The sequence below is a fragment of the Bradyrhizobium sp. DOA9 genome (genome assembly GCF_000617845.2).
Classification (GTDB): Bacteria; Pseudomonadota; Alphaproteobacteria; order Rhizobiales; family Xanthobacteraceae; genus Bradyrhizobium.
The window spans coordinates 40040-61580 of the sequence record NZ_DF820426.1; the positions used below are offsets into that span (position 1 = coordinate 40040).

Here is a 21541-nt window from a genome sequence, read left to right on the forward strand (position 1 = left end):
GCGAACGCCTAGTCTCTAATAATAAACTTGGGGTGCGCCAGCTTACACAATCATGCATCGTCCGACCAAGGCATCATTACTCGGCGGCCTCGATTTGGCTTTTAAGCTCCGCGAATTTCGCCGCCATCGTCGGATTGGACCGGGTCAACTTCTTGATCGTCACATCCTGGGCCTTGTCGTTTGCGAGGCGCAGATTACGGTCCGCACCAATCAGCGCATCCTTTGTTTTCTGAAGATGATCGATAGACTTATCAATCTCAGTGATCGCCGTCTGGAAATGCCTGGAGGCAAGATCGTAATTCTTGGCGAACCCGTTCTTGAATGTCTCCAACTGGTTTTCAAACTGTGTGATGTCTATATTCTGCGCCTTAACAAGCGCCAGCTCCGTCCTGTACTTCAATGAGTTCAGAGAGGCGTTCCGCAAAAGCGTAATCATCGGCAGGAAGAATTGCGGCCGGATGACGTACATCTTCGGATAACGGTGGAAGACGTCGACGATGCCCGCATTGTAGAGTTCGTTGTCCGGTTCGAGCAGTGAGACCAGGATGGCATACTCGCAGCCCTTCTCGGTGCGATCCCGGTCGAGTTCCTTGAGGAAGTCCTCGTTTTTGCCCCGCGTTGCGGTCCTATCGCTTTCGTTCTTCATCTCGAACATAATCGAGATGAATTCGGTGCCGGCCTCGTCCGACTCGCGAAAGATATAATCACCTTTGCTGCCGGTGCGCGCGTCGTTGTCTTTCTCGAAGTATGCCCGCGGAAAGGCCATCGAGCGCACCTTGTTGAACTCGGTTTCGCAGTGCTGTTCGAGGGTTTCGCCGACCATCTTGGTCGACAAACGACTTTTCATGTCCTTCAGCCGTTCGATCGCGTCATCGCGATCCTTGAGCTGCGTTTCATACTTGTCCTTGAGAGCCTTTTCAGCAAGCTGCTTCTCAAGCTGTACCTGCTTGATGCCGCTTTTCAGCTCATCGCGCTCTTTTTCGATCGCGCCGACTGCCTCGGTCAGGGCGAGCTTTTTCTCAAGCTCGACGGCCTGGAGCTTGGCCTTCAGCTCTCGGATTTCGTCTTCCTTGGCAGCAGACACTTTGTGGAGCTCGCTGGCCAAGAGGGCATCAGCAAGCTCGGAGGCAGACTTCTTCTCGCGCTCAGCTTGCGCGAGAGCGTTCGCGAGCGTGTCGCGCTCTTTCTCCATGATATTGAGCGCTTCGGTGACAGCGAGCTTCTGCGTGACCTCACTCGCCTCAAGCTTGGACTTTAGCACCTGGATTTCGGCGTCCTTGGCAGCCGCGCTCCTCTGCAAATCGCTGCTGATTTTGGCCTTGGCTAATTCCACAGCGTTCTGCTTCTCGCGCTCGGCCAATTCCAGCCGTTCGTGCAATTGTCTCTCGAAGTCGCTGTCGCGGACCTGCTTCAGGATCTCCGCGTAACCGGACTCATCGACCTTGAAGGCCTTGTCGCAGTGGGGACAGATGATTTCGTTCATGCTTCCTGTCCGAATCGGGGCAGCTGCTGTTGTCGTTCAAAAATGGCTACGGACCAGCGGAATCGGCCTCCGCCCGCCGCGAGAACAAAATTAGAACGGGCTCATTTAGAGGGTCAAGCCAGAAGCAGCGGTTTCACGCATTTTGCTTTGGCAATCCCCCGCTTTCCGAGGCGCCGGCGAAGTCACTCGGACGGCTTGTGACGGGTCAGATCGCGACCTCCATCTCCTCGGCGTAGACTCCCGAAAGCCCCCTCCTATTATTAAGTGGCGAGAACAAATCATCTGGTCTTCTTCGCCCGCAGGGGCTTTTCCGACGAATTGCGGGAAGCAGCGTATCGCTCCGGCGAAGACCGCCTTGCGCGGTTTGATGGAGGATGAAGACATAGGCGTATGACTGACCATATGCCTATGCCGAAGGTTTCCCGACTTGAAGTCGTTTCGACGGGCGCACGGCGCCGTTGGACATTGGAAGAAAAGCAGCGGATCGTCACCGAGAGCTATGGCGGGTCGCGTCTGGTGTCGGTGACTGCGCGTCGTAACGGGCTGTCGACAAGCCAATTGTTCACGTGGCGCCGGTTGGCGCGCGAAGGCAAGTTGAGCGGCGATGCTGCGCCGGTGCTTATTCCGGTTGAGATCACGCCTGCGGCGGCTCCGATCTCGAGTGGCGCGCCACAACCGGTGTCTTCACCGCCTGCGCACCGTGCAAGGGCCGGTATTATCGAGATCGAGCTTGGCGGCGGCTGTCGTGTTCGCGTTGATCGCGACGTCGACGGTGAGGCGCTGCAGCGGGTTCTTGAGATTCTGAGACGGCGATGATCCCGATCCCGAGCAACGTCAGGGTCTGGATCGCCACCGGCCACACCGACATGCGCCGCGGAATGGAAAGCCTGGCGCTTGCGGTTCAGGAGAGCCTGAAGCGCGATCCTCATGCTGGCGATCTCTACATCTTCCGGGGTCGCCGCGGCGATTTGGTCAAGATCCTCTGGCATGACGGGCTTGGCATGTCGCTCTACGCCAAGCGCCTGGATCGCGGCAAGTTCATCTGGCCGTCGGCGTCCGACGGCGCGGTATCAATCTCGGCGGCGCAGATGGCCTACATGCTGGAAGGGATCGACTGGCGGAATCCGCAATTGAGCTGGCGGCCGCAAAGCGCGGGCTAAGCGTAGAATCCGCAGCTTTTTGCATTTTGGGGAGTCCCATCGCGTCCAATCTGTGATTCACTGCGTCTCATGGATGCCGACCGCGACGCTGCTCCGGATGAGCTTGCCGCCCTGAAGAAGGCGCTGGCAGTCGAGCGCGCGAAGGGCGTCGAGATCGCCGCCGAACTCGCGGTCGCCCGCGCGAAAGCGTCAGAAGATGAAGCGCTGATCGCGCAACAGAAGCTGCAGATTGCCAAGCTAAGGCATCAAATCTACGGCCAGCGGTCGGAGCGTTCGTCGCGCCTGATCGAGCAGTTGGCGCTGACGTTCGAGGAGCTGGAAGCCGACGCCACCGAGGACGAGCTTGCGGCGGAACGGGCGGTGGCCAGGACGACGACGGTGCGGGGATTTACCCGCAAGCGTGCCGAGCGCCAGACCTTCCCCGAGTACCTTCCCCGGGAACGGGTGGTAATCGATGGACCTACGGCTTGTGAATGTTGCGGCAGTAGCCGCCTGCGCAAGCTCGGCGAGGACGTGACGCTGACGCTGGAAGTGGTACCGCGCCAGTGGAAGGTGATCGAGACGGTCCGGGAGAAGTTCTCCTGTCGCGACTGCGAGAAGATCAGCCAGGCGCCGGCACCGTTCCATGCCGTCCCCCGGGGATGGGCTGGCCCGAGCCTCCTGGCCATGATCATGTTCGAGAAGTTCGGTCAGCATCAGCCCTTGAACCGCCAGGCCGAGCGCTACGTGCTGGAAGGCGTGCCGATCGCACTGTCGACCATGGCAGATGCCGTAGGCGCAGTCTGTGCCTCGCTGGATCCCCTGCTGCGCCTGCTGGAAGCCCATGTTATGAGGGCCGAGCGCCTTCATGCCGACGATACGACCGTGCCGGTGCTGGCCAAGGGCAAAACCGATACGGGACGATGCTGGATCTACGTCCGGGACGACCGGCCGTTTGGAGGCACGGACCCGCCGGCGGCGATGTTCTATTACTCACGCGACCGAAAGGGCGAGCATCCTCAGGGGCATCTGGCGGGGTATGCCGGCATCCTGCAGGCCGACGCCTATGACGGGTACAACCAGCTCTATCTGGCGGGACGCCAGCCAGGCCCAGTCCGGGAGGCTGCCTGCTGGTCGCATGGACGGCGCCCGTTCTTTGCCATGGCCGACATCGAAGAGAATGCCCGGCGCAAAGCCACCGGCAAGAAGGAAATCCCGCTCTCTCCGATCGCGATCGAGGTCGTGCGGAGGATTGATGCACTGTTCGAGATCGAGCGATCCATCAACGGCAAGAGTGCCGAGGAGCGCCTTCAGGTGCGGCAGACGCTGAGCCAGCCCCTAGTCGAGGACCTCCAGGTCTATATGCGGGAGCAGCTTGCAAAGCTGTCTCGGGGACACGATCTGGCCAAGGCGTTCAACTATATCCTGAAGCGCTGGACGAGCTTCACCTTGTTCCTCGAGGACGGGCGCGTATGTCTCTCCAACAATGCCGCCGAGCGAGGGCTGAGGGGCATTGCTCTTGGCCGAAAGTCCTGGCTGTTCTGCGGCTCCGATCGCGGCGGACGGCGTGCGGCGGCCATGTACAGCCTGATCGTCACGGCAAAAATGAACGGCATCGATCCGCAGGTGTGGCTGGCCGATGTCCTTGCCCGCATCGCAACCCACCCGGCTCATCGCCTGGACGAGCTTCTGCCCTGGAATTGGACGCTGGCATCAACGCTCTCCGCTCAAGCAGCATGAGCACGCACGTCAACAAGGTCCATCACGTCACCACCCTCGCAAAAATCGCCAAAGACCTCGGCGAAGATGAGGATTGGCTGTGCGACATCGCCAACGAGATGGAGATCGAGGATGGCCTCATCTGGGTCTATGGCGTCGGAGAAGACGGCGTCCAGGCGTTCACCGACTTCGGCATCGATAATCTGATCGAGCTCAGCAAGTTCTACAAAGAACACCCTGAACTGCTCAGGCGGTGACGCTGCGGCCTACGCCGAACGGATACGAAGCAGCGAACGCCGATAGCCGGATTCAGCTAATTGGCCTCGATGAATTGGTGAGGCGTTCGCCCTCCCCTCCCTGAGGGATTTGAATCAGACAGCGCCCCAATGGATTGGTACGATACTTGGCATCTAGAGACGAAAACGCTCGCTAATTGGACTTTCTATCCAAGCTGAGCGAATAGAGGGCTAAGGACCGCTCTTGCAGTCAACGCAGCGGCCGTCACTATTCCCAAGCAAACCGCTGCTTAAGATTATTCAACTGCCTATACGTGATTTGGTCTCTCTTCTGCAGCTGTCCCACGACGATGCCAGGAGCAATTCCTTGCTCGCTTGCAAACTCGATGACTGCTTCTTCAGAAAAATCTCCTGAACGAACGAAACGGGCCAGTTCTGCTGCGGGAATCAAGAACTCGGTAGCCCATCGATTAGCCTCCTCTTCCTCAGTCGTATTGGCCCCAGGATCGACGACGAAGACTGTTTTCCGGCTATGAAGCAGGAGATGCGCCGCTTCATGGAAGAACGTGAACCAAAAGTGGTCGTTAGCTTTATGCCTCATAGTTTGTTGAATTAGAGCCTTCCGCGGCGTCAACCAACGAGAGATCCCACTTAGAGCCATCTTTCCGAGTGGGCGCGCAAGCACAAATGCGACTCCCGCGCGAGAGCAAATGCTCTCGATTTGAGGAAGAACCTCGTCGACACTTTCTACCGTCAACGCTCTGAGGCGGGTAAGCGATTTCAAGAACGTCGCACGATCGAACTCTTTGCAATCGATGGCGTCAGCCTCGACCTCGCCAAGGCGAAGCCAAGCGTACAGGGACTTCTTATCAGTTTGGAAGGAAGGTGAGTGACGATATGCAATTGAGTACGACGCAAAAGAAGCTTCGCACGCGTCTATACCTGCGACGCCAAAGAACTGAAGCAGCTTGCGTACGCAATCCGCGTTATCCTTTGGTTGGGCAATTATCCCTCGTTCCTGCAATTCGCGGAGGGGAAATTCACGAGCCCAAGAAAAGCTATCGGACAGTTTGACCTCTTCGAGCTGCCTGGCGAGATGGAGCCGGTACTCTGACTCAAGATTGAGCCAGACCGTCGCGTTCACGTTCGTCACTTTTTCAAACTGCAACGCTGTTTCGGGTTCAACGGGGGCCTTGCCGGAAAGTATTTCGACGATCAGTTTCGCGGAGCGTCCGCAACGGCGAGCGAGCTCTCTCGCCGAAATTCCCATCGCGTCGAGACTTTCCTCGAGGAATGTGCCTGGACTTAGCGCGTAGTCCGGCTCGAATATGTGCTGCTCCTGCGGCATCATTCTTCTCCGTTTGCTTTTCCCCGCGCGTCATTCGACGGCAAGGATTTTCACGGCTTTGATCATGGATTGCTGGGTCCGGCCGCCCTCGGCTGCGAAGCGCAGCACTTTAGGGGGCAGCAGATCCAACGTGTACTCGCCGCGCGAAATCTTGTTCAGGCGGTAGGGCTGGCATGTCGGGACCATTGCCAGGTTCGGCGCGGCCCTGAGTAGAAGCAGCCGCGACTTGATTTTTTTTGAAAGATTGAGCCCGAAGCGCCGATCGAGCAGCTCGGCGGTAGAGAAGAGACGCTGCTCGGCAGCGCTTCCAAACAATATCAACAAGATAGGCCCAATGATTCGTTTAGCAATAGGAAACACTTTTTTAAGACGGGCGCAATCGGGGTCGGCGCACCGGCCACAACCATTTGAAATGAAAAGCGTTACGTATTTGGTAACGGATTTATTTGACTTCGTCGAAAAACCTGCCATGTTCCCCGTTATCGGCGCCGAACCGCGCTAGACACAGGAGACCAGGCTGATGAGCCACGGTGCTAAGATCAACATCTCGGTCGAGTACCCGCCGACCGGAGACAAGTTGGAAGACCATGCCGCGGACCGAAACGAAACGGTCGGCGCTTTGAAGACCAGGGTGCTCACGGCCTTCAGCCTGAAGGAAGGGGTGGACGACAAAGGGCAGCTGCTCACTTTTGTTCTCTTCCACGGGCGCGTGCCGCTGGTCGATCCCGGCGTGACGACCGGCTCCGTCGCCGGCGACACCGGCCATATCAAGTTGGAGCTGGAGCGGGAGCGCCATTTCTTCTACTATATGAAGCACAAGATCGTCTCGCCGACGGCAAGCGCCACCGGGGCCCAGATCAAGGCGATGATCAAGGCAGTCGATCCGTCGTTCGATCTCACCCATGTCCTGATCGAAGAGGGTCAGGGCGGCCACGAGGACCAGGCCATCAACGACAACCAGACCGTATCCTTGGAAGTCGATGCGACGCATCCCGCGAAGCATTTCTTTTCGAAGCCGCCGACGACCTTCGGGGCCGGCTAATGCTCTCGCAGGTCACGCAACGTCAGTTCGAGCGCCTCCGGGAGCGCTATCCCTCGGCATCCCTGCAATCCCTGCCGTCGGGCGCTGGACTATTGAGTATTCCGGAGGTGCCGCTGCCCGCGGGCTGGTCGGCGGCGCGCACCGCGATCCACTTCCTGGTGCCGATCGGCTACCCCGGCCCCACTCCCGATTGTTTCTGGGCGGATCAGGGGTTGCTCCTCTCCTCGGGAGTCCCGCCGCAGGCGAGTAACGTGACCAATATTCCGGAAACATCGATCGTCGGCCGCTGGTTCTCGTGGCACGTCGTCGATGCACACAACAACTGGAATCCCAACCGGGATGACCTGATGACTTTTGTGAAGATCGTCCTGGACCGTTTCAGGCAGCCTCAATGATCCAATTGGTCTTCGGCCAGGGCGAATTCGAACGCTTGCGTCATGACATCTGGCACTCGACCCTGGAATCGGCAGCGATCCTCCTCTGCGAGCCTGCGAGTCGAAACGGTGACTGGCATTTGGCAGTTCGCGAAATGCACGTCGTCCCGGAAGATCAATACGAGGTGAGGACGGCGGTCGCAATTCGACTGAGCCCGACTTTCGGCCTCCCGATCGAGAAGAAGGCGAGCCTGAACGGCTGGTCGCTGGTATACTGCCACACGCATCCGCATCAGACTGGCTCTGCGACCTTCTCGCCGATCGACGACAATGCTGAGGTGGCGTTGGCGGAGTACGCGAATAGACGCAGCCCGTCGGTCCCCCATTGCGCATTGCTGTTCGCAAAGGAATCGCACGCCGCACGCGTATTGGGTTCGCAGGAGATGGTAACCGTGGTTAAAGACGACGCTGGCACCGAATACGACAGGCAAATCCGGGCCTTCGGCTCGGAGGGGCAGGCCAAACTGGAGCGTCTTCGCATTGCTGTGGTGGGTGCCGGCGGCACTGGTTCGGTCGTCACCCAACAGCTCGCCTATCTTGGTGTAAGGAACTTCCTGCTGATCGATCCCGATACCGTGGAGCGCACAAATCTAAACCGGACCGTGGGGGCCACTCCGGACGATATCGGCAACGCCAAGGTCGCGGTGGCGGAGCGTCTCATCCACTCATTGCGGCCCGACGCCCCAGTGCGAAGCCTAGTTGCCGATGTCGTGGAAGAAGCGACCGCCAAAGAGTTGACCTCCGTCGATTTCATTTTCTGCTGCACGGATTCCCACGCGAGCCGTCACTTGATAAACCAGGTGAGCTACCAATACGGCATTCCCGCGATCGATATGGGCGTTGCGATCGATGCAACCGGATCTGCTGTGCGTTTCGCTGGGCACGTAAAGGGCCTGAGCGCTGAAGAGCCATGCTTGTGGTGTCTAGGACAGCTGGATTCCCGGCAGGTCCGCGAAGAAATGATGACCCCTGAGCAAGAAAAAGCCGACCCCTATTTCCTGGGTCGCCCAGGCGTCGTGCAGCCTGCCGTGATAAGCATCAATTCGACGGTGGCATCGGCTGCGGTGACCATGTTCCTATCGATTGTCACTGGCCTGGACGCCCCTGCCCGTTACTTAGTCTACGACGGCAATCGCCAACGTCTGGCCTCTGTAGTCGCCCAAAAGGACCCGAACTGCGTATTTTGCGGTCCGGATTCCGCGGCCGGCGCCGGCGACGCGCAACCGCTGCCTGTGAGACGCAATGGCTAGAGCCAAAACCATAACCATGCGCGGAAGGGCCGAGCGGCATTCCGACGCCGTCGACCTTATCCCCAACGCTGGCGACGCCGCGATCGTCTATAGAGGTGGCCTGAGGTCGATGGCTATCAGGTGTCCCGACGGGTGCGGCGAGATCATCAGCGTCAATCTCGATCCCCGAACCGGTCCGGCTTGGCGGCTTTTCGAACGGGCTGGCGCCGTAACCCTCTATCCATCTGTCTGGCGCGAGACCGGCTGCGAGGCTCACTTCATTCTTTGGAGGGACGATCTCATTTGGTGCGACGGGCTCGAATCTCCGCGCTGGAAGGATGATGAGCTGAAGCGACGGGTAAGGAGTATTCTTCCCCCGAGAGGCGCCGCGCATAAGCATTTCGAAGAGCTGGCAGTCCAAATCGATGGTATTCCGTGGGAGGTCCTTTGGGCCTGCAATTCGCTTGTTGCAGACGGGGTAGCGAGTTCATCGGTCAAGGGCTCCCGCTTCGGCTTGGCTCCCGATGCCCCGCCGACGAAGTCTTCGATCGTCGACAGGAGAGCCTAGGTGAGCAACGACGATAAGCATGCCGTGGTTCTCAATGGTCAAAAGCTCGAGGTGCCATCAGCGAAAGTGACCGGTATCCAGCTTCGTCTTCTCGGCGCAATTCCGGCCGGTTACGAACTGATCGCAGAGGGACGGGGAAATGACCCGGACCACGTCTTGACCGACACCGATGTGCTCGATCTCTCCGGCCCCACCAGGCACGTATTCGCGAAACCACCGACAGCGTTTGGTAGCCTGATCGATGATTCCTGCTCGTAGAAGCCGGCTGCTCTGGATCGGCGGGGAACCCGGGTCTCTCTGTGAGGCAGAATGTGCCAGCAGAGAGCTCAAACTTGATCTTCTCGATGCTCCGCTTTCGATGATTCATCGGACACAAGGGCGAGCGGTCATCATAGCACTCGATGACGGCACGGCTGAAGCACGACTAAACGATGACCTGCGCGTCCTGCTGAATGACGCGGCGTGCCACGGCATCAAGGGCTATATCACCTGCTCATATTCGGAGTCACCAAAAGTCGCGGGGGTTCTCAAAGCTTGGCGGATGCGCGACATCGTCGACGTTAAACTGCGGGGGCAAGAAGGCCCCATCATCGAGACGGTCGCGAGAATCAAGCACGAGCCACCGGCGAGCGAAACGCTCGCCATCACGGGCGCTGACTTGCTGTCCGACGAAGAGCTCATTCTCCTCAAGCGCGCATTCGGTGATTGCTCTTCCGTCAAACTGGTGAAACAAACGACTGGTTCCGCGAAGGTCTATTGCGCATTCGCGAGCTTGCTGAACTCACGCGTGGGGCCCATCCCTCTGCCGTTCTTTGTCAAGTTCGACAAAGCTCCAAAGATTATTCGCGAGCTGACAAACTATCGGGAATGCACCACTTTGCACGTGCCGTTTAACCAACGGCCAAACCTCGATCACGATCGCTGCCTTGTCGGCCCCACGACGGGGGTCATCGCGGGCAACTTTATCGAACAATCAGAATCTCTCCAGGACGTGGTCGACCGCGGAGCAGGCCGAGCGCCGCTGCATTCGTTGTTCGAGGGAGCTCTTCGAGGTTGGCGACGCCAGGCATTCTACGCGCCGCACTATGTTTTCGATGCTAACATCCTGCAGACGATGCGCCTGTCGCGGCCAAGTACATATTCACCGTTTCGAAAGGCCCGGCTGCGCAAGCGATGCGCTCAAAGTGGTCCGCACTGTGCGGAGTACAGCGAACTCGAATCGCTCCTGGCCGCCCTGCCGGCAATAAAGCATCGGCTTGGCTTAACCCACGGTGACTTACACGGACAAAACGTCCGGGTCGCCAGCCAAGAGGCAATCATGCTCGATTTCGCCTCTATCGCGGACGGGCCGCTCACCGTCGACCCGGCAGCCCTGGATGTCTCCTTGATGATCGACACACGGATCGTCAATGGAAACGATTGGATCAAGGTCGCCGAGGAAGCCTACAGGGTGGAGGCGTTGATGGCACCGGCCATTCCGCCGCGCCCAGAGGATCCAAGCGCTAACTTGCTCGACGCCATTCAATATGTTCGTCAAATGGCGTTCAGCGTTCAGCTCACACCATTCGAGTATCCGTGCGTGACCGCATTGCAGCTTCTGCGCAAAGCGTCCTACGGGGGGATGGGCGAAGAGCAGGATCGACGGCGCCGCTTCGCGTACAGACTGGCCGACCGCATTATCAAGGAGATCGCTCGACGAATGCCGGCGCGTGTCGAGCACAACGTGGCCTAGTTTAGGTCCCACCTGTCCTACACCCTTTCTTGGGATTGTTCCTCGTCAAGGTCGCTGCATAAGCCGCGTAGATTGTGAAACGAACCTCCTAGCCCCCTCGGCGGCACCAGGTCCTAGACTCGCCGGCGATGCTGAAGCCTGGCGTCTTCTCCGCAGTCCGCCCGCTCGGACGGTATTAAGGCGCCACTTCGCACGATTGTCGGGCTTCCCGAGCGGGGGAACTGGCGCAGGCGAAAATACCGCCGTCTCCCTCAGTCGAGAGGATTGTTGAAAGCGGCAACAACCGTCCTAAAAAGGAACGTTCCTGATTTGTTCTATATATGATAAGAACGTAGACCCCATACGTAAGGTAAAGAAGACAAGTGGCTCGTCCATACGCGCAAGAGATTGAAAAGCTTAGCGAAACGCTAGCCTGGGCCGGATCGGCGTCTGTCGACGATTTGGCTCGCGCAGCGCAAACTGCCTCGCTTGGCCCTCTGGTAGCAGTGGGTTCGGGCGGCTCACTTAGCGCCGCACATTTCCTTGCGCAGACCCATCAGAGCCTATCAGGCCAGCTCGGACTGACAGCGACCCCTTCTGGATTGCTTAGCGAGCCTGCGCCCCGCTCGGCCGCGGTTTGGCTCTTGAGCGCTGGTGGGACCAACGTTGACATCAATGGTGCCTTCGAAGACGCGGTGGCGCGCGAACCTCGTCAGCTCGCGGTTCTGTGCGGACGCGCGCAAAGCCGACTGTCGGACACAGCTCAGCAGCATCCTTATTGCGATCTGCTGCTCTACGAGCCGCCGGCCGGCAAGGATGGTTTTCTGGCGACCAATTCCCTCTTCGGCTTTTCCGCTCTCATCTTGCGATCCTACCTGGAAGCGACCCAAGCGTGTGCCGACTGGGACGACATTGAGCAGCAAATTTCTCGCCTGCTCTCAGCAGAAAATCGAACGACGTGGCGCAACTCCACCGCACAAGTGTGGGCCCGATCGACCACAGTCGTGCTGCACGGTCCGAATGCCCGCGTGGGTGCGATAGATCTGGAATCGAAATTCACCGAAGCCGCAATAGGGAACCTTCATTACGCCGATTGGCGAAACTTCGCGCACGGGCGTCATCACTGGTTGGCCAAGCGTGGAGAAGAGAGCGCGATCATTGCACTCATCGGCGACGACGACGAAAAGTTGGCGGAGCGGACACTCAGCCTGATACCGGATGACATCCCGGTCTCTCGCCTCCGATTGCCTGGACGACCTGAAGCGGTCTCCCTTGGCGCGCTCGCAGCGTCACTGCTGCTGACGGGATGGGCCGGCGAGGCCCGAGGTATAGATCCCGGTCGGCCGGGGGTACCGGAATTTGGTCGAAAGCTTTACGGTCTCCCCCTCAAAAAATCGGTAAAATCCCGTAGCGGCGCGGAAATCGCAGCGATAGAACGAAAGGCTTTCGCGTCACACAAGCTGCTTGTCGAACGCGGGCAGTTTACGTTCTGGCACAGCGCCTACAGCGACTTTAACGAACGACTGCGTGCGGCCTCGTTTGCCGGTGCCGTGCTCGATTATGACGGCACAATCGTGGACGCGCGCGCGCGCACTTTGCCTCCGGATGAAGACATTGCGCGAGCTCTTGTCCACCTCATTGAGAATGGCTTGATCTTGGCCATCGCGACGGGGCGCGGAAAATCGGTACGCCTGTCCTTGCGCGAAGTCCTGCCGAAGGGACTGTGGCCCAGTGTGACGATCGGCTATTACAATGGCCTCGAGATCGCGCCATTGAGTGACGATCGATCACCGAACGACACGACCCGGCCGACAGAGGCTCTGGCCGCGATTGCCGCTCGTCTGCGGGCCCAACCGGAGGTCTCTCTTTGTGCGGAGCAGACGGATCGCGCTCACCAGATTACCCTGGAGCCCAAGCATTCCTTGCGAGAAGACCACCTTTGGCTCCTTGCGCAGCAGGCTATTCTGTCGGAGCGGGCTAGCGGCGTTCATGTCGTGAGATCCAGTCACTCGATCGACATTGTCGACGCCAGGCGCGCCAAGGGAGCAGTGGTTGATGCAATGCGAAACCGGGTTGGGAGCGGCGCCATACTGTGCGTAGGCGACCGGGGACGCTGGCCCGGAAACGATCACGAATTGCTGGCTGAACCTCTTTCGCTCAGCGTTGACGAGGTCAATCTCGATCCTGCGACGTGTTGGCATCTGGGGTCCGAAGGATCGCGTGGGCCGTCGGTTCTGCTCGAATATTTGAGAAGACTTCGACCACAGGACGGTCGTTTCCTGTGGGAATGATCCGAGAAATCGACAATCGGGTCGCCCTATGCACACGTAAGTTGTAACTTGGCTGTTCAATTCGCCCCTGAAGGGAGCAGAGTAAATGCCCGTCAGATCCCAGCACGATGCCGAGCCAAGGCCGGCCGTTAGGTCATCGAAGGCGCGCAGCACGAAACAAGCCGGAACCAAACGCCTCACCGCGTTCGGATCCGGTTTGATTGCGCTCGATCTCATCGTCAGCGCCGATTCGTCCTCGTCATTTCAAGCCCATGCTGGCGGGACTTGCGGCAATGTGCTCACCGTGCTCGCCTATCTGGGGTGGAGCTCCTATCCGGTTGCGCGGCTCGGCGATGATGCCGCCTCCCAGGTCTTGCAGGCCGACATGAGCCGATGGGGCGTGCATCTCGATCATGCCCGCTGCACCCCCAGTGCGCACACGCCGATCATCGTCCAGCAAATTCGCCGCAAACGCGACGGCACACCCACTCATTCGTTTTCTTGGGCGTGCCCTCGCTGTGGCAAGCGATTGCCCAGCTTCCAGCCGATCACCCGAACCGTGGTGGATTCGATTGCGCCTCACCTTGCGTCGGCGAAGGTCTTCTTCATGGATCGCTTGTCGAGAGGCATTCTCGACCTGGCTGCCTTGGCTGCCAAGAATGGCGCTCTCATCATGTACGAGCCATCCGGCGTCGCCGAACCGCGGCTGCTCCGGGAGGCGATCGAACTCGCTCACGTTTTGAAATACGCGGACGCGCGCCTTTCCGAAATCGAGAAGGCCTGGACTGAGCGCGCGGCAACTGCGATCGAGATCCAGACGATGGGTGACCGTGGGCTGCGCTACCGGCACAAGCTTGGCAGCAAGCGAAGCAACTGGCTGAGTATACCGGCGATAAGTGCGCCCCGGCTGGTTGACACCTGCGGCTCCGGAGATTGGTTCAGCGCCGGCTTTCTCACCGAGATATTCAGGCTGCAACCTGAGGGGCTGTCAAAATTGAAGGCTGCCCAACTGACACAAGCGCTTCATTATGGCCAAGCGCTCGCTGCCTGGAATTGTGGCTTTGAAGGAGCTCGAGGCGGCATGTACGCCTCGACCAAGAACGTATTTCAGAAGCAGATTGCAAAGCTGCTGGAGGGCGGTACCCCAGCTCTCCCAGCATCCACTAAGGTGACCCTTGAAGCGGAGAGCCTCGCCTGCCCCGCTTGCGTCGCGTGAGAGCTCCATCCCGGAGGAGGAATGAAGGAAGAACTTGCGCAGCGCCTGCTCGCTCTGGTCATGGAGTGGGACGAGAATCGACTTGCCCAGGAACTTCCGCGATTGGATCGGATGGCCCGGTTCAAGTACGACGAGTATCAGCAGTTCGGTCCCGGTCAAAAGTTTCTCGAAGCCCTTTGCCTCTGGTTGAAGCAGTTCGCCACCAAAGCCGAACGTGAGATTGCCTACGCCTTCGTGCGCGATCGCGTCGTCTTCGTTTCAGCGGCCGACATGCGCCATCTCGTCGAGTCCAGTTTCCCCGACGTTATCCGCCCTTCCTTGATCGCCGATGTCGCCAATTCCATCGGAATCGCCCCCCATTGCATCACTGAAGTGGTCCGTCATCCCGACTATCAACGTTCGCTGCGTCAGACGCTCTTCCTGGGGCTGAGCGACGGCTCGAGAATGGATATCTTTCGGCGGGCAGCTTCCCTCGACAACGAGCAAGTCTGGCAGGCGTACGAAATCGGTAAACCGAAATCGGCGGGGATGCTCAAAGACCTGCAATCAGCCCTCGGCGATACGAATGCCCAGTTCGCCAGAATCGTGCTGATCGACGATTTTTCGGCGAGCGGCATTTCCTATATCCGCAAAGAGGAGGATCAGTGGAAGGGCAAGTTGGTCAAGGCATTGAAGCAGTTTCAGCCTAACGAAGACGCGTCCTGCTTGATCAAGTATTCTGCGATCAAGATGCACATCGTTCTGTATGTGGCGACCAAGGCGGCTGTCGATTACATCGGTGACAAGTTGGCGACGTACTGCAAAGAGCAATCGATCCCCGTCCCAAGCATCACCGCCGTCTACGAGCTTGCGCCCGACATGGCCCTCGCCTCCCCTCGCGACAAGGAGTTTCTCGCGCTGGTCGATTCCAATTCCTACTATCGTACGCGCCCCCTTGATGAGCACGAGGCAAAGGGAGGAACAGACACTATCAAGCGCGGCTTCGCGGCCTGTGGCTTGCCGTTGGTCCTGGCCCACAACTGCCCTAACAATAGCATCTACCTGCTCTGGGCCGATCCTCTCGAAGTCGGCAGCGCGCGTGGCCTCTTCCCGCGCATTGTGCGTCACCGCGAGGTCTCATAGTGGCTCGAAATGCCTTTGCCATCCGGACCTCGGAGACATCGTCCCCCGACGACGTCTTCTCGCGGTACTTTGCGCCCGAGGTGCTCAGTATTCTCCCGCAGGATCTGTTCGCCACAAGTGCGCTGGTGCTGCGAAGCGCCCCTGGCGGGGGCAAAACATCGCTTCTGCGAATATTTACCCCCGGTCCTCTGATCCAGGTCATTCGTAACCGTCATCTCTCTCCGCACGACGAAATTCATCGAAGCCTGGCTCAGCTGGGCGTGGTCGACGAGGCGACGGCGCTCGCATTTGGAATCCTCGTACCCTGCGCTAGTGGATACGCCGAAATCGGCCCTCAACTCGAAGAACGCACCTCTCGCGCGCTGTTTCGCGCTCTGGTGAATGCTCGCATCATCCTCAGGTCGCTGCGAGCACTGTGCACGCTCCATGACCTTGATTATCCCAATGGCTTGGGCACGATCACCTGCGAGTACGCCGCCTCGCTGTTCGACGAAGGGCCCATTCCGCGAAACGCCGACCTCGGCGCCCTGCGCGCATGGGCCGAGGACGTCGAGTCTCGCTGCTTCGCTCAACTCGACGCCGTCGGAAACACATCCGTAGATCTGCCGCTTCACATGCAATTTGATGCTGTGCTGTGGCTGTCGCAGGTGTCATTCGTCATTCATGGCAGGACCGTCGCAGCAAAGCCAATCGTCATGTTCGACGATGTCCATCGGCTCCGCCCCTGGCAAAGAACTCTGCTGTACAGCGAACTGCTCGATCACAGACAGGGAGCATCCGTCTGGTTCGCGGAACGAACCTATGTGATCAACCCTTCCGAACTTTTGACAGGCGCGATCCCGCGGCGCGACTACGAAGAGGTGCGCATGGAGCAAGCCTGGAGCACGGCCAAATCCAAGCAGTATCTGAACTTTGTGACGTCCATCGCGAACCGACGCATGGCGCAGATGCGCACCGATCTGGAGAGCTTCGGCGACTATCTTTCGAACACCGTCACGGACTACGCGACCCAAGACAAAATCGCAAAGGCCTTGCCGGAGATGGAGCAGAGCGTTCGCGACCTTGCAAGTGGTAGCGGCCTCTTCGACGAGTGGATCTCCAGCGCGGCTTCCTCCACAGCAGAACCTTTCGACAAGGCGATCGAATGGACCCGAATTGGCATTCTCATCACGCGAGAGAAGCAGAAGGTTCAAGCATCCCTGGATCTAGCGCCCCTGTCGGACGACGATCTGGAAGCGCGGACGGGCTCTGGCGTGCCCGCCGCTGCGGAGCGGTTTGTTTGTCGCAGGCACGACGTACCCTATTTCTACGGAATTGATCGCGTGGTGCGGCTCAGTTCCTACAATGTCGAGGAATTTCTCCAGATCTGCGCGGTCCTATATGACCATATTTATGCGCAGAAGATCACGCGCTCACGTGGCAGCGGTCCGGTATCGGTCAGCGCAAAAATTCAGAACGACGCCCTGACCAAACTTGCCGAGAAGAGATTTAAGGAGCTGCCACGCCTGTTCGCGCTCGGCCCCCAGGCGCAACGCCTCATCGAAGCAATCGGGCTCATGTGCCGTGAGAAAACCTACGAGCCAAACGCTCCTTATGCACCTGGCGTGACGGGTATTGCCCTTTCCACGCAAGATCGCGAGGCACTGGTGCAAGCCGGGCGGGATGGTCCCGGCAACCCGTATTTCGAACTCGCATCCACAATCAGTTCTTGCGTAGCGCAAAATCTGTTCGAGGTGCGCGACAATCACAAGCAGGACAACAAGACGTGGGTCGTTCTGTATCTAAACCGGCTTTTTTGTGCGCAATTTGATCTTGTCTATCACGTTGGTGGTTGGCAACGCGTCTCTCTTCGACGGCTTCAGGATTGGTCGCGCGGGGTGGTACCGCGCGCGAATGAAAAGATAACATTGGTCTGATAGCATGTGGTGGGACCCCTACAATCTATATCGATCCGACCAGTTCAGTGCCTTTTGGCGCAAACACCTGGAAGATCGAGAGCGACGCCTGCTGTTCATCGTCGGAGCGGGATTTGATCCGCGCGTGATGGGCCCGGCGAAGGAGATCATTGCCTGCGGGCCCGACGCCGCGCGTAAGTGCCTGGCAATCGACATGTCGGAGGGATATGGCACGGACGCCGCGGCCTCCAAACTTGGCAAGAAAAACCTCACCGGCCTGAAGACACTGTTTCCTGACGGTCGTCTCGAGGTCAGAGAACTGGTCACAACCGACACGGACGGAATTCGAGACGTTTCGCGGAGTGCCGCAGTTCTATTTGCCGATTTTGAGACCTGGATATCCGATTATACCGACATCATTGTCGACATCAGCGCGCTCCCTCGCCTCGTCTATCTCACTCTGCTCAACACGTTGCTTACCCATCTCGTGAAGCCTGGCTCCGAAACACCACTTGGTTCCGCGATCAACCTTCACGTCGTTTATGCGGAATCCGCGGTGATTGATAATGCCATCGCCAAATTTGAGATCGATACGGATCTTGCACCTATCCAGAGCTTGGGGATCCGGCTCGACGAAGAGGCTTCATTGGGCTGGCCGGTCGTTTGGTTTCCGGTGCTCGCGGAGGACGTGCTCGAACAGCTCACCCGCATCGGCGAACGCACCAATCCCGATGAGATCTGCCCGGTATTGCCCATTCAGTCCGCGGATGCTCGTCGCGGCGACAACATCATAAATGCGTTGGGCGAGTTTCTGTTTGACCGCTACGACGTCGATATCCGCGACATCTTGCGGGCGACCGAATGGAACCCGTTCCAGCTTTATCGCTCGCTGATGCAGACGATGGCGCGCTACGAAGACAGTCTCAAGCTCGCCGGCGGCGCAAAATTTGTCCTGTCGCCCCTGTCGAGCAAAGGCCTGTCGATTGGATGCTTGCTGGCGGCCTTTGAGAAGCGGGCGACCGGCAATCGCGCAGCCGTCCGCGTCGGCATGGCGCATGTCGAATCCCGGCGATATGAAGCGGCCAAGATACAATCGAATCCGAAGTATCAGCTCATTTCCGCCTGGGTCGCGGGTGAATGCTATAGCGTCGCTGCGCACAAAAAGCAGAGCGAAGAGGTGCAGCAAGCGCTTGTCGGTGCGGACGCCAAATGACGGTCCATCCCAACCGATCGAGGCGTGCTCGCTTAGTATTTGTACATTATCCGAGCCGAAGCGGCGTCGCTTCCGCTCACAACCTTGGCAGCTCCTCCCGGATACATGGCCGACTGTAGTCTCGTGGCAATGTCTAGCATCGCAGCATGAAGGCGAACAACCCAGATTGGACCGCGCCGCGCGGCAACCAGGATTGGCGCGACGACGAATTGATGCTCGCAGTTGTTTGGCTGAAATCGTTTGTTCCTCGCAGGGAGATGGAGAAAAGGCTAGAGGTCGCGAAGGCCAACCTTCTTGCCGCCCAGGAGCGCATGCGCGCCGGCGCTGTGGGCCCGCTGTTTGACCCTGCGGATACGGCAGCTTGGTACATACTACAGGCCGAGACCTTTGCCACCGATAGGGCCCTGTGGACGCCTGAGGGCACAATGCGAGTTGTGCCCTTCCTATCACGTATCGGAAAGGAGCTAAAACGTCTTCTCAGCGTGAAGGGGGTTGAAGAGCGAGCAGCTCGCATGATGCTGCAGGAGAGGCGCCAACCGGACAGCAGCATTTTCGAGATGCTCGTTGCCCTCGCCTACCGCCGAAGAGGATGGAGCCGAGTCGAGTTCGTGCCGGAGACACCCGGGCGCGGACAAACTCCGGACATGTATGTCTTCCGCGCAGGAAGCCGTTGGGCGGCAGAGTGCAAGCGCCTGGTGCCCTCAACCTATGCCGCGCGCGAGAAGTCTCGGGGTACAGCGCTCGCGCAGCCGGTCCATCAGCTGTGCCTGGAGCTTGGCGAATCCTTCATTGTCGAAGTGAAGTATCGAGTCGAACTGGACGAGGTCGAGGACGACTATCTCTTGCGGCATGTGAGATCGGCTATTGAACGGCGGTCGCTGACGCCTTGGAAGGATGAGGTGGCGACCGGACGAGTGCGCCGCATCGACTGGACGCTGCTCCGGCGAATTCTCGCCAAAGACTACGTCTATTTCGATGGAAGTCGGATGATTGAACTTCTGGCCGGACGATACATTCATACGGCCGATCACAGCATGGCAGCCAAGTGGCGTCCGGCGCCTTTGAGGCCCACATATGCCGACGCTGTCTACCAGGCCAGCGTGGTCAGCTGGGTCAGCGAATCTGAAGCCGCGGTGCGTCAAAAGGCGCGTCACTTCCGCAGCACCATCGCGAACGCAGAGCGGCAGCTTCCAAGCGATCGTCCTGGGGTGATTCACGTCGGCATTGAAACCGCGGCGGGCTCCGAGGTTGATTTCACTCGCCACTTCTTCAACACGATTCAAGCCGGAACATTTGCGCCTGCTACCTCACGACTCAAGTGGGTCTACGCAAATTATTTTGTTCCCGAAGCAACCACACGAGAGAACGAGACGTGGGCGATTACTGAGACGATGGTGCCCTACAAGATCGGGCACCATCGAACGCGCTGGCCACTGCCCGGGCACATGCTGGTCTCGCCGGAAGATGGAAGTGAAAACGGAGTCCATTGGCATCCCAAGCGCGGCGCGAGTTCGACGGAAGGGTAATCGCAGCGCGCGGTCTAGGATCTGATCAAACAACGGTAATTCTGACTTGCTAGCAAATTCGTCAGACGGTCCACATCATCGCTGCCCGCGCACGCCACCAATTGCCCTAATTATGCAGCATCGCCATTGCATTTTGACGGAGCCTGCCGTTCTAACTTCACGCGAGTAACAGATGACAATCACTGGCGGTCGGTTTTGTGTCTTTTGCGGGAAGCCTCCTGACGGCAAGACCAAAGAGCATGTCGTACCCTATTGGCTGCTGGAGATGACCGGTGATCCGGCTCGCGTCGTCCCTTTCGGAATCAACTATGCCAAGGGAAAGAAGCCGATCGAGTATTCGTGGTCGAACTTCGTCGCGCCAGCCTGCGATGACTGCAACAATACATATTCGAAGATGGAAGGTCGAATTAAGCCAATTGTTGAAGCACTCGGCCGTCGTGAGGCTCTGCCAGTCTTAGCCTATATTGAGCTGCTCGATTGGCTGGACAAGGTCCGTATTGGAGTCTGGCTGCTTCAGCACCAGATCGAGAAACATCCTATCGAGATAACCCCAAACTTCCACATCGATACGCGCATTGGGAAGAAGGATCGCATGCTGTCGGTCTATGCATTCAATGGCCAGAGCAAGGGCATTAATCTCTTCGGCGCCGACAGCTTGATCTTTAACGAGATGCCGAGCTGCTTTGGTCTTCGGGCCAACGACACGCTTCTCTTGAACGTCTCGGCCGACTTCTTTTGCTCGAAAGGGTGCGGCCTTCCGTTCCCTGACACCATGACGCTACAGATCGGAGGACCGGACGACGGGCGCCTGATGCTGCAGGACTTCAGGTACCCAACGGCAGTCAGCAGTCCCGTGACCAGGCTTAAATTGTACAAGCCCGTGGTCTGGCTATATCAGCCCATCAAGTTGCCGTCCCTGGACCCTACGTTCCAGGGAGGGTTCGTGGGCCATACCAATGCTTTCGATTCCCGCACCGCCGCTTTAACACTCGAAGGGAACGATCGACTCGGTGCCCTCTTCCGCCAGGACCCGAACGGGGTGCGAATTTATCGCAAGCCGTCAGATATGATCGAGTTCAATGAAGTAACCGGCGACGACTGCGCCATGCAGAAAGACATCGCGGCGAGCGTTTACGATTGCCAGATCCGGCTGTTCAAGGCGGTCAATCGCCGTTGGATTGATCGCAACCGCAAGAATAGGTTGGAAAAGGACCTACGCCAGCTCAAGCTAGATAATGCCGCGGAAATGGCGCGACTTTTCCGAAGCGGGGCTCTCGAACGCTCCCGCCGGAACGAGGAAGCTGGCGCGAAATGAAACGGCACCCTGTTTCGCGAAACTTCACTCTCCCCGCCCCCGCCCTCGTCATCGTTACCCTTTGCCCTTCGAACG

20 protein-coding genes are annotated in these 21541 nt (G+C 58.6%); 17 read left to right on the plus strand and 3 right to left on the minus strand.

Annotated features, from left to right (window positions below; all coding sequences use genetic code 11):
- Nucleotides 1–76: 76 nt before the first annotated feature.
- Nucleotides 77–1483, minus strand: a complete 1407-nt coding sequence (locus BDOA9_RS33545; RefSeq protein WP_025038327.1) for a DUF2130 domain-containing protein — start codon at nucleotides 1481–1483, stop codon at nucleotides 77–79.
- Nucleotides 1484–1873: 390 nt separating this feature from the next.
- Here BDOA9_RS33545 and tnpA point away from each other — a divergent pair, with 390 nt between their 5' ends.
- The 4 genes from tnpA (at nucleotide 1874) to BDOA9_RS33565 (ending at nucleotide 4598) form a co-directional block, all read left to right on the plus strand.
- Nucleotides 1874–2299 (plus strand): IS66-like element accessory protein TnpA, encoded by a 426-nt coding sequence (gene tnpA / locus BDOA9_RS33550; RefSeq protein WP_042336974.1) that lies wholly within the window; start codon nucleotides 1874–1876, stop codon nucleotides 2297–2299.
- Nucleotides 2296–2643 carry an IS66 family insertion sequence element accessory protein TnpB gene (tnpB, locus tag BDOA9_RS33555; RefSeq protein ID WP_025038328.1) on the plus strand — a complete coding sequence of 116 codons (348 nt, stop codon included), beginning with the start codon at nucleotides 2296–2298 and terminating at the stop codon, nucleotides 2641–2643. Before tnpA ends, tnpB begins: the two co-directional genes overlap by 4 nt.
- 69 nt (nucleotides 2644–2712) lie before the next feature.
- Nucleotides 2713–4362: an IS66 family transposase gene (tnpC, locus tag BDOA9_RS33560; protein ID WP_025038329.1), complete on the plus strand. Its 1650-nt coding sequence runs from the start codon at nucleotides 2713–2715 to the stop codon at nucleotides 4360–4362.
- Entirely contained in the window at nucleotides 4359–4598 is a 240-nt protein-coding gene (locus BDOA9_RS33565; protein ID WP_025038330.1) for a hypothetical protein, read from the plus strand. Before tnpC ends, BDOA9_RS33565 begins: the two co-directional genes overlap by 4 nt.
- Before the next feature lie 247 nt (nucleotides 4599–4845).
- Here the strand turns inward: BDOA9_RS33565 and BDOA9_RS33570 are convergent, their stop codons facing one another.
- Entirely contained in the window at nucleotides 4846–5928 is a 1083-nt protein-coding gene (locus tag BDOA9_RS33570) for a HigA family addiction module antitoxin (RefSeq protein WP_025038331.1), read from the minus strand.
- Nucleotides 5929–5955: 27 nt separating this feature from the next.
- Nucleotides 5956–6396: a hypothetical protein gene (locus tag BDOA9_RS33575; RefSeq protein ID WP_152033711.1), complete on the minus strand. Its 441-nt coding sequence runs from the start codon at nucleotides 6394–6396 to the stop codon at nucleotides 5956–5958.
- Between the two features lie 49 nt (nucleotides 6397–6445).
- On the opposite strand from BDOA9_RS33575, the gene BDOA9_RS33580 reads away from it, so the two are divergent.
- The 13 genes from BDOA9_RS33580 (at nucleotide 6446) to BDOA9_RS33640 (ending at nucleotide 21466) form a co-directional block, all read left to right on the plus strand.
- Nucleotides 6446–6967 carry a hypothetical protein gene (locus BDOA9_RS33580; protein ID WP_025038333.1) on the plus strand — a complete coding sequence of 174 codons (522 nt, stop codon included), beginning with the start codon at nucleotides 6446–6448 and terminating at the stop codon, nucleotides 6965–6967.
- Complete coding sequence (locus BDOA9_RS33585) at nucleotides 6967–7362, plus strand: E2/UBC family protein (RefSeq protein WP_025038334.1); 396 nt, start codon at nucleotides 6967–6969, stop codon at nucleotides 7360–7362. The genes BDOA9_RS33580 and BDOA9_RS33585 overlap by 1 nt, the downstream gene beginning before the upstream one ends.
- Nucleotides 7359–8651: a HesA/MoeB/ThiF family protein gene (locus BDOA9_RS33590; protein ID WP_025038335.1), complete on the plus strand. Its 1293-nt coding sequence runs from the start codon at nucleotides 7359–7361 to the stop codon at nucleotides 8649–8651. Before BDOA9_RS33585 ends, BDOA9_RS33590 begins: the two co-directional genes overlap by 4 nt.
- A gap of 109 nt (nucleotides 8652–8760) precedes the next feature.
- Nucleotides 8761–9198 carry a DUF6527 family protein gene (locus tag BDOA9_RS40185; protein ID WP_445291841.1) on the plus strand — a complete coding sequence of 146 codons (438 nt, stop codon included), beginning with the start codon at nucleotides 8761–8763 and terminating at the stop codon, nucleotides 9196–9198.
- Nucleotides 9199–9456: a multiubiquitin domain-containing protein gene (locus BDOA9_RS33600; RefSeq protein WP_025038337.1), complete on the plus strand. Its 258-nt coding sequence runs from the start codon at nucleotides 9199–9201 to the stop codon at nucleotides 9454–9456. It begins immediately after the preceding gene.
- On the plus strand, nucleotides 9440–10930 hold the full coding sequence (locus BDOA9_RS33605; RefSeq protein ID WP_152033712.1) for a phosphotransferase: 1491 nt from the start codon (nucleotides 9440–9442) through the stop codon (nucleotides 10928–10930). Before BDOA9_RS33600 ends, BDOA9_RS33605 begins: the two co-directional genes overlap by 17 nt.
- Nucleotides 10931–11553: 623 nt before the next feature.
- Nucleotides 11554–13200 (plus strand): sucrose-6-phosphate hydrolase, encoded by a 1647-nt coding sequence (locus tag BDOA9_RS33610; RefSeq protein ID WP_244521609.1) that lies wholly within the window; start codon nucleotides 11554–11556, stop codon nucleotides 13198–13200.
- A gap of 85 nt (nucleotides 13201–13285) precedes the next feature.
- Nucleotides 13286–14395 (plus strand): PfkB family carbohydrate kinase, encoded by a 1110-nt coding sequence (locus BDOA9_RS33615; RefSeq protein ID WP_025038340.1) that lies wholly within the window; start codon nucleotides 13286–13288, stop codon nucleotides 14393–14395.
- A gap of 21 nt (nucleotides 14396–14416) precedes the next feature.
- A complete protein-coding gene (locus BDOA9_RS33620; RefSeq protein ID WP_025038341.1) occupies nucleotides 14417–15517 on the plus strand; it encodes a phosphoribosyltransferase-like protein in 1101 nt (366 codons plus the stop codon).
- Entirely contained in the window at nucleotides 15517–17433 is a 1917-nt protein-coding gene (locus BDOA9_RS33625; RefSeq protein WP_025038342.1) for an ORC-CDC6 family AAA ATPase, read from the plus strand. The genes BDOA9_RS33620 and BDOA9_RS33625 overlap by 1 nt, the downstream gene beginning before the upstream one ends.
- 4 nt (nucleotides 17434–17437) lie before the next feature.
- A complete protein-coding gene (locus BDOA9_RS33630) occupies nucleotides 17438–18625 on the plus strand; it encodes a hypothetical protein (RefSeq protein ID WP_152033713.1) in 1188 nt (395 codons plus the stop codon).
- A 146-nt stretch (nucleotides 18626–18771) separates the two neighbouring features.
- Nucleotides 18772–20151: a hypothetical protein gene (locus tag BDOA9_RS33635; protein ID WP_025038344.1), complete on the plus strand. Its 1380-nt coding sequence runs from the start codon at nucleotides 18772–18774 to the stop codon at nucleotides 20149–20151.
- 172 nt (nucleotides 20152–20323) lie between these two features.
- Nucleotides 20324–21466 carry a hypothetical protein gene (locus tag BDOA9_RS33640; protein WP_025038345.1) on the plus strand — a complete coding sequence of 381 codons (1143 nt, stop codon included), beginning with the start codon at nucleotides 20324–20326 and terminating at the stop codon, nucleotides 21464–21466.
- The last annotated feature ends 75 nt before the right edge of the window (nucleotides 21467–21541 follow it).